The sequence below is a fragment of the Thiohalocapsa sp. genome (assembly GCF_019695415.1).
GTDB lineage: Bacteria > Pseudomonadota > Gammaproteobacteria > Chromatiales > Chromatiaceae > Thiohalocapsa.
Window position 1 is genome coordinate 1 of the sequence record NZ_JAIFKJ010000559.1, and the last position, 6,444, is coordinate 6,444.

At 66.8% G+C, this 6,444-nt stretch carries 4 protein-coding genes and 1 pseudogene; 1 reads left to right on the forward strand and 4 read right to left on the reverse strand.

Annotated elements, in window-relative coordinates:
- Nucleotides 1-541 precede the first annotated feature (541 nt).
- On the reverse strand, nucleotides 542-895 hold the full coding sequence (locus I6U14_RS15530) for a zinc ribbon domain-containing protein (RefSeq protein ID WP_296900429.1): 354 nt from the start codon (nucleotides 893-895) through the stop codon (nucleotides 542-544).
- A gap of 85 nt (nucleotides 896-980) precedes the next feature.
- Between I6U14_RS15530 and I6U14_RS15535 the strand changes: the two genes are divergently transcribed.
- The gene (locus I6U14_RS15535) at nucleotides 981-1,853 is read left to right on the forward strand and encodes an SDR family oxidoreductase (RefSeq protein ID WP_296900430.1); all 873 of its coding nucleotides are present in this window, start codon (nucleotides 981-983) and stop codon (nucleotides 1,851-1,853) included.
- Nucleotides 1,854-1,971: 118 nt separating this feature from the next.
- Here the strand turns inward: I6U14_RS15535 and gshA are convergent, their stop codons facing one another.
- The 3 genes and pseudogenes from gshA to I6U14_RS15550 all read right to left on the reverse strand — a co-directional run.
- Nucleotides 1,972-3,606: a glutamate--cysteine ligase gene (gene gshA, locus I6U14_RS15540; protein ID WP_296900431.1), complete on the reverse strand. Its 1,635-nt coding sequence runs from the start codon at nucleotides 3,604-3,606 to the stop codon at nucleotides 1,972-1,974.
- Between the two features lie 173 nt (nucleotides 3,607-3,779).
- Nucleotides 3,780-5,879: a carboxy terminal-processing peptidase gene (locus I6U14_RS15545; RefSeq protein ID WP_296900432.1), complete on the reverse strand. Its 2,100-nt coding sequence runs from the start codon at nucleotides 5,877-5,879 to the stop codon at nucleotides 3,780-3,782.
- Nucleotides 5,880-6,197: 318 nt separating this feature from the next.
- Nucleotides 6,198-6,401: pseudogene (locus I6U14_RS15550) on the reverse strand (laccase domain-containing protein); the annotation flags it as partial.
- Between the last annotated feature and the right edge of the window lie 43 nt (nucleotides 6,402-6,444).

The window sequence follows — 6,444 nt, forward strand, 5'->3', positions numbered from 1 at the left end:
GCAATGCGGGCGTTCATTGGCCTCCTCCCTCTGATGTCGATCTCTCAAGGAGATACCGATTCATTGACCATCCCGGCCAAAAATTGGACGGGCATCCTGCCCGCGCGGGAAACGCCAATAAGTCGGCGTTCCTCTAATTAGAATATTAGACTATTCTAATCTTTTCGCCCGCGGTCAGGCGCGGGAGTTCGGCAAAACGCGCGACGGGGAGCTGGACCCAAGCTTGGTCGCACGGTCGGCGGTCGGGCTACTGCCGCAGGCCCGCGCTTGACAGGCCGCACGCGATGTCGGCCGCACGGCGGCCGGCTGCGCGACGCTGTCGCTGCGCGCATGCCGGCCCCGGCGGACCCCTCAGAGGTTGTGAAGAATCTGCCGGCCGTCGCGAGGGCGTCTCCGGGCGTGCCCAGCAAGGCGCGCAGAGCCGAACAGTGGGGAGCTTAGTCGTTCTAAGTGACCCGCTGTGCGGCTCTGCGCAACGCCGCTGGGCGCGTCCGGAGGCGTCCGCAGTAGGTCGGTGGGTTCTTCACAACCTCTCAGCGCGTCAACCGGCTCCCGCCGCCGCCTTGGCTTTGGTGTCGCCCGCTGGCTTCGCGGCAGGCTTATCGGCCTTCGGCTGCGCAGCCTCACCGCCGCCCTGCTTGCCGTCGGTGCCTGCGTCCTTGCCTTCCTTGGGCTTCTCCTTGTCGCCGGCATCGTGCAGGTTCTTCTTACCATCCTGCTTGAAATCGGTCTCATACCAACCGCCACCCTTGAGTCGGAACGCGGCGGCGGTCAACTGCTTCTTGAGTGCCGCGGCACCGCAGGCAGGGCAATCCGTGAGCGGGGCATCGCTGATTTTCTGCAGTGCGTCCAGCTCGTGGCCGCAGGCCTCGCAGCGATAGGCGTAAATGGGCATGGTCGAGTCCTCACCGAGGGCAGAGCAAACAACCTGCCCATGGTAGGGTTGATACCCGGGGATTCAAGCTAGAAGGAGCGGTTGCATGGCGACACCGAGCGCGGCAGCGGCACCCACCGCGCGCAGCATCCTCATTACCGGCTGCTCCAGTGGCATCGGCCACGCCTGCGCTCACGGCCTCGCTGCCCGCGGTTGGAAGGTCATCGCCTCCGCACGTCAAGCCGAGGACGTTGCCGGATTACAGCGCGAAGGCCTCACCGCGGTGCAGCTCGACCTGCGCGATCCCGCCAGCATCCAGGCCGGCCTCGAGGCCGCCCTTGCACACACCGGCGGCCGTCTGGATGCCCTGTTCAACAACGGCGCCTATGGCCAGCCGGGGGCCGTGGAGGACCTCAGCCGGGCGGTCCTGCAGGCACAGTTCGAGACCAACCTGTTCGGATGGCACGACCTGACCCGCCGCGTGATCCCGCTCATGCGCGCCCAAGGTCACGGGCGCATCGTGCAGAACAGCTCCGTGCTCGGACTCGTCGCGCTGCCCTACCGCGGCGCCTATGTGGCGAGCAAATTCGCGCTGGAGGGCCTGACCGACACGCTGCGCCTGGAGCTTGCGGGCAGCGGCATCCACGTGAGCCTGATCGAGCCCGGCCCCATTCTGAGCCGCTTCCGTGAGAACGGCTACGCCGTCTATCTTCGCACCATCGACGCCACAGCCAGCGTCCACCAGGCCACCTACCGACGCATGGAAGCGCGGCTCAAGACGGCGGGTCCGGCCCAACCCTTCACACTGCCGCCGGAGGCCGTGCTGAAGAAGCTTGTGCATGCCTTGGAGAGTCCGCGGCCGCGGGCACGCTATTACGTCACTGTCCCAACGCACCTGATGGGCAGCCTCAAGCGCCTGCTCGGCACCCGTGCCCTGGATTGGGCGCTCAAGCGCATCTCCCGCGGCGGACGGGGCTAAGGAAGCGCCGATTTATTGGCGCTTCCCGCGCGGGGCAGGACGCCCAATAAATCAGCATCTCCCTAGGCGCAGCGCGCCGCGAGCATCTGGGCGCCGCGCGCGAGCGGTCCGGTCGGGGTCACACAGGCGCCCGCAGCGCCACGGGCTGTTGCTCGCTCTGCGCGAAGTAGCGGTGCAGGAACTCGTCGAAGTCGATGTCGTCCGCCGCCTCGATGGCGTGCTGACGGTCGCGGGAGGTGGCAGTGAGGTCGTCCAGCCAGGCGGCGCGCTCGGGCGACGGCGGCGTGGAGAGAAAATCCCCCCGATGCTGCTCGGTGAGTCTGCGCGCAAATTCCGCAAAGCCCTCGCCCCGGGCGCGCATCTCGGCGAGCATGCTCGCGGAGGGGGTGAGCTCCGGGTCTTCGGCCTTGGCCCGCTGCGCGGCGAGACTCCGGCCGTAGCTGCCGTCGGCGCCCACGTCCAGCAGCTCGGCCAACGGCTGCATGGCATCGAGCACGGCACAGGCCCAGTCGCGCAGCGTTGGCATGGCTGCGCCGGCCTGCAGTCTGAGGCCGGGCTCACGTCCGCGGTGCGCGGCCAGCACCTGGTTGGTATCGATGGCCCGGCGCTCGCGGGTGTCGATGCGCGGGCTGTCGGTGAGCAGACTGTAGAGCATGAGCAGCCGCAGGAAGGCCATCTGCTCGGCGTCGATGCCGAGCGGGTGGTAGGCGTTCACGTCGAGCGAGCGCAGCTCCACGTAGCGCACGCCGCGGCGGCGCAAGGCCAGCGTGGGCCGCTCCATCCAGTCCGTCAGCTGCTTCGGGCGGACGGTACTGTAATACTCGTTCTCGATCTGCAGGACATGGTCGTTCAGCTGCTCGTAAATGCCGTTGACCTTGACGCCGATAGACTCGTACTGCGGACAGGGGGTCTCGATGGCCCAGGTGAGGCTCTTGATGTAGGCATCCAGGCTGTCGTAGCAGGCCTTCATGCCGGTGCCTTCTTCCTGCCGGTTCTGGTAGCCGATATCCCCCATGCGCAGGGAGGTCGCATAGGGATAGTAGTAGGTCCTGGCGTCGAACGATTCGAGATCGGTCGCGGCGTCCTGCACAAAGCTCTTGCACACCGCGGGCGACGCGCCGAACAGATAGGGCACCAGCCAGCCGAGCCGCTGCAGATTGCGCACCATGCCCATGTAGCGCGCTGAGCGAAGCGCCTGTGCATCACCGCTCTGGTCCACGCCGGCCACGGGTGGCAGCGCGGCGAGCCGCGGCCAAATGGCCTCATCGGCGGAGTAGTTGAAGTGCACGCCGGCGATGATCTGCATCACCCGGCCGTAGCGATTGCCGAGACCGCGCCGGTAGATGGTCTTCATGCGCGCGGCATTGGAGGTTCCGTACTCGGCGAGCGGGATCCGCGCGCCGCCATGGAGCACGCAGGGCATACTGGTCGCCCACAGCCGCTCGTCGTCGATCTGGCGGTAGACGAACCGATGCAGGTCATCGAGCGTCGCGAGCGCTTCCGCGGCCGTAGCCACGGCTGGCGTCACCAGCTCCAACAAGGCTTCCGAGAAATCGGTGGTAATGCAAGGGTGGGTCAGGGCGGAGCCCAAACCGTGCGGGTGCGGGGCAGTCGACACCAACCCGGAGGCGGTGACCCTCAGCGCCTCCTTCTCCAGCCCAACGCGCCCGCCGCCGAGGATGCGCCTGCCTGCGTCGTCGGTGAACCCGGCGAGCAGCTCCGGGGCGATGCCGGCAACCACACCGTCACTCATGGACGGTGGCGGCCGACGGCACGGAGCACCGGCAAGTCCGGATTGGACAGCCGCTGCGAAGACACAGGCTGTTCTCACAGCTGGTTGACACCGTCCGGATGAGGTGCTGGTTGGACATGATGCGCGATGCTGGGTGACTGCCGCGGCGACCCTTGATGCGGACAGCGCGCCTCTCAGTCGCGCATCGCCGCCCGGGGCCGATCTTCAGCGGACTGGATGACGATGACGTCGGCCAGGATACGCGCCGCCTCTTCGGCCTGGATGCGGTCGATCACCTCCTGCTGACGCTCCAGGGCATCCTCGTCCACCTCGTCCGCGTCCTCGTCCACCGGCTCGAGTCCACGCGCTCGGAGGAAACGGTCGCGCTCTTGCTCGAGAACGCGGTCGCGGCGCTCCGACTCGCGCCGGCGCTCGCTCTCACGCAGGGAAACCTCTTCCTGCTGATTGATCTCGGAGAGCAGATCGCCGCGGGAGATCAGCATGCGGAAGCCATCGTCCTTCAGGATGCGCTCGGCAGAGCGCTGGCGCAGCACATCCACGTCGAGCGGCCGGTAGCGGGCATAGCGCGCGGGACGAATGCGATCCCAAGGCAGGGCGTTCTCCAGCGAGCGCTCGCCATGGTCGGACAAATCCGGCCCCAGCTCGAAGCGGATGTCAGGCTCGATCCCCTTGAGCTGGGTGCTGCCGCCGCTGACCCGGAAGAACTCCGCCATGGTGAGCCGCAGCCGGCCAAGCTCCGCGGTATTGCCGGGCATGTAGCGGTCGAGGTCGATGAGCGTCTGCACGGTGCCCTTGCCGAAGGTGGGCTCGCCGATGATGATGCCGCGTCCATAGTCCTGGATGGCGCCGGCGAAAATCTCCGACGCGGATGCGCTGTTGCGGTCCACCAGCACGGCAAGCGGGCCCGAATAGATCACACCGGGCGCCGGGTCCACTTCGACTTCGACCTTGCCGAGCGCATCTTTGACCTGTACCACCGGCCCCTGGTCGATGAACAGCCCAGTGAGGGAGGTGGCCTCGGTGAGGGAGCCGCCGCCATTGCCGCGCAGATCGATGACCAGCCCGTCGATGCCCTTGCCTTCCAGCTCCTGGATGAGCCGACGCACATCACGGGTGGTGCTGGTGAAGTCCCTACTGCCCTCGGACTCTGCACGGAAATCCCGATAGAAGGCCGGCACCTCGATGACCCCGATACGCAGATTTGGGGCGTTGGCCGGCCCCTCGATCAAGTATGACTGCGCGGCTTGGTCCTCCAGGCGAATCTCGTTGCGCACCAGCTCAACCTCGCGCGTGCGCCCGCCCGAGCCGCTCGCCTTCGGCAGGATCTCCAGCCGGACCAGGGAGCCCTTGGGCCCGCGGATCTTGTCGACGACATCCTGCAGACGCCAGCCGACTACGTCTTCCATCTCTCCGCTCTGGCCTTGAGCAACGCCGATGATGCGGTCGCCGCTGTGCACCTGGCCGGACTGGCGGGCAGGGCCGCCGGCGATGGTGCGCTGGATGACGGTGTACTCGTTCTCGGCACTCAGCACCGCGCCGATGCCCTCCAGCTTGAGCCGCATGCTGATGTCGAAGTTCTCCGACGTGCTCGGCGACATGTAGCTGGTATGCGGCTCGAGCGTCCGCGTATAGGCATTCACGAAGGCCTGATACACGTCGTCTGCGGTGAATTGGTACACGCGCCGCGAGATGCCCTCATAGCGCTTGCGCAGCTGCTCGCGGATGTCGGCGTCGGACTCGTCTGCCAGCTTCAGCGTGAGGTAGTCGTACTTGACACGCTTACGCCAAATCTCGTCGAGCTCCGCATCGCTTTTGGCCCACGCCGCATCCTCGCGGTCGAAGCGATACGTCTCCGAGCGGTCGAAGTCGAAATCCTGCTCCAAGAGTGACATCGCGTACTCGATGCGGCTGTCTACGCGCATGCGGTAGACACGAAAGATATCGAAGGCGAGGTCGAGCTTGCCCTCGTCCAGGTCGTCGTCGAGTCGGCTGGCGCCGCGCGTGAAACGCTCGATGTCCCGCTCCATGAAGAACGAGCGGTTCGGGTCCAGATCTTCAAAATAATTGAGCAGCGTCTCCTGCGCGAAATTGTCATCGAGCCGGAAATTGCGGTAGTGGAAACGCTCCAGCACCTTGTTGATGACGAGCGTGGTCTTGCTCTGGCGATCCGACGGAAACAGCTCCGCCATGCCGACGGGCGTGAACTCGGCCACGGCCGCACAGGACATGCACAGCCACGCCGCCAAAAACACCACCAGGGCACCGAGGCGCATCCGCGCCCGAGCGCCTGCGGCGTCGCGGGGCTGTGCCGCGCTTGTTGGCGCCGGGGCGGCCGACGCACCAGCCGAAGCCGGCTCGGTTGCATGGAAATGACCGGAGCGAAAAGTGGATTGCATCATGCTCGTATCAGCCATCTGTCAGCCAGCGGGAGCCTGTGGGGCGCGCGGTGCCAACCTGCGCGGCAGAGGCAGACAGTAACGGTCCGAAGGCGCAAGTTCAACGCTGGCGCAGATGCCGCCGCCCGTGCCGCGCCGAGCCGCAGGCGGCGCCCCGTGCCGATCGCTCACCGGCCGCGCGGCTCGGAGATCAAGTCACCGCTCGCCGCCGGAGAGCCAGATCAGCGTCGCCATGCGGCCGGTCGCACCATCACGCCGATAGGAAAAAAACCGCTCGGCATCGGTCGCAGTGCAGAGGCCGCCGCCGCTGACGCTCGCCACACCCGCCGCCTCCAGGCGCCGGCGCGCGAGCGCGTACAGATCCGCAAGCCAGCGATCCCCGACTCCCTGGCGGAAGGCGCCGGCGGCCAGGGGTCAAGGACTTGGGGGCGGTCGGGTCCGG

Bases quoted from the DNA above. Each gene is read 5' to 3' on its own strand.
- I6U14_RS15530 (WP_296900429.1), bottom strand. From the start codon at position 895: ATGCCCATTTACGCCTATCGCTGCGAGGCCTGCGGCCACGAGCTGGAC.
- I6U14_RS15535 (WP_296900430.1), top strand. From the start codon at position 981: ATGGCGACACCGAGCGCGGCAGCGGCACCCACCGCGCGCAGCATCCTC.
- gshA (WP_296900431.1), bottom strand. From the start codon at position 3,606: ATGAGTGACGGTGTGGTTGCCGGCATCGCCCCGGAGCTGCTCGCCGGG.
- I6U14_RS15545 (WP_296900432.1), bottom strand. From the start codon at position 5,879: ATGCGCCTCGGTGCCCTGGTGGTGTTTTTGGCGGCGTGGCTGTGCATG.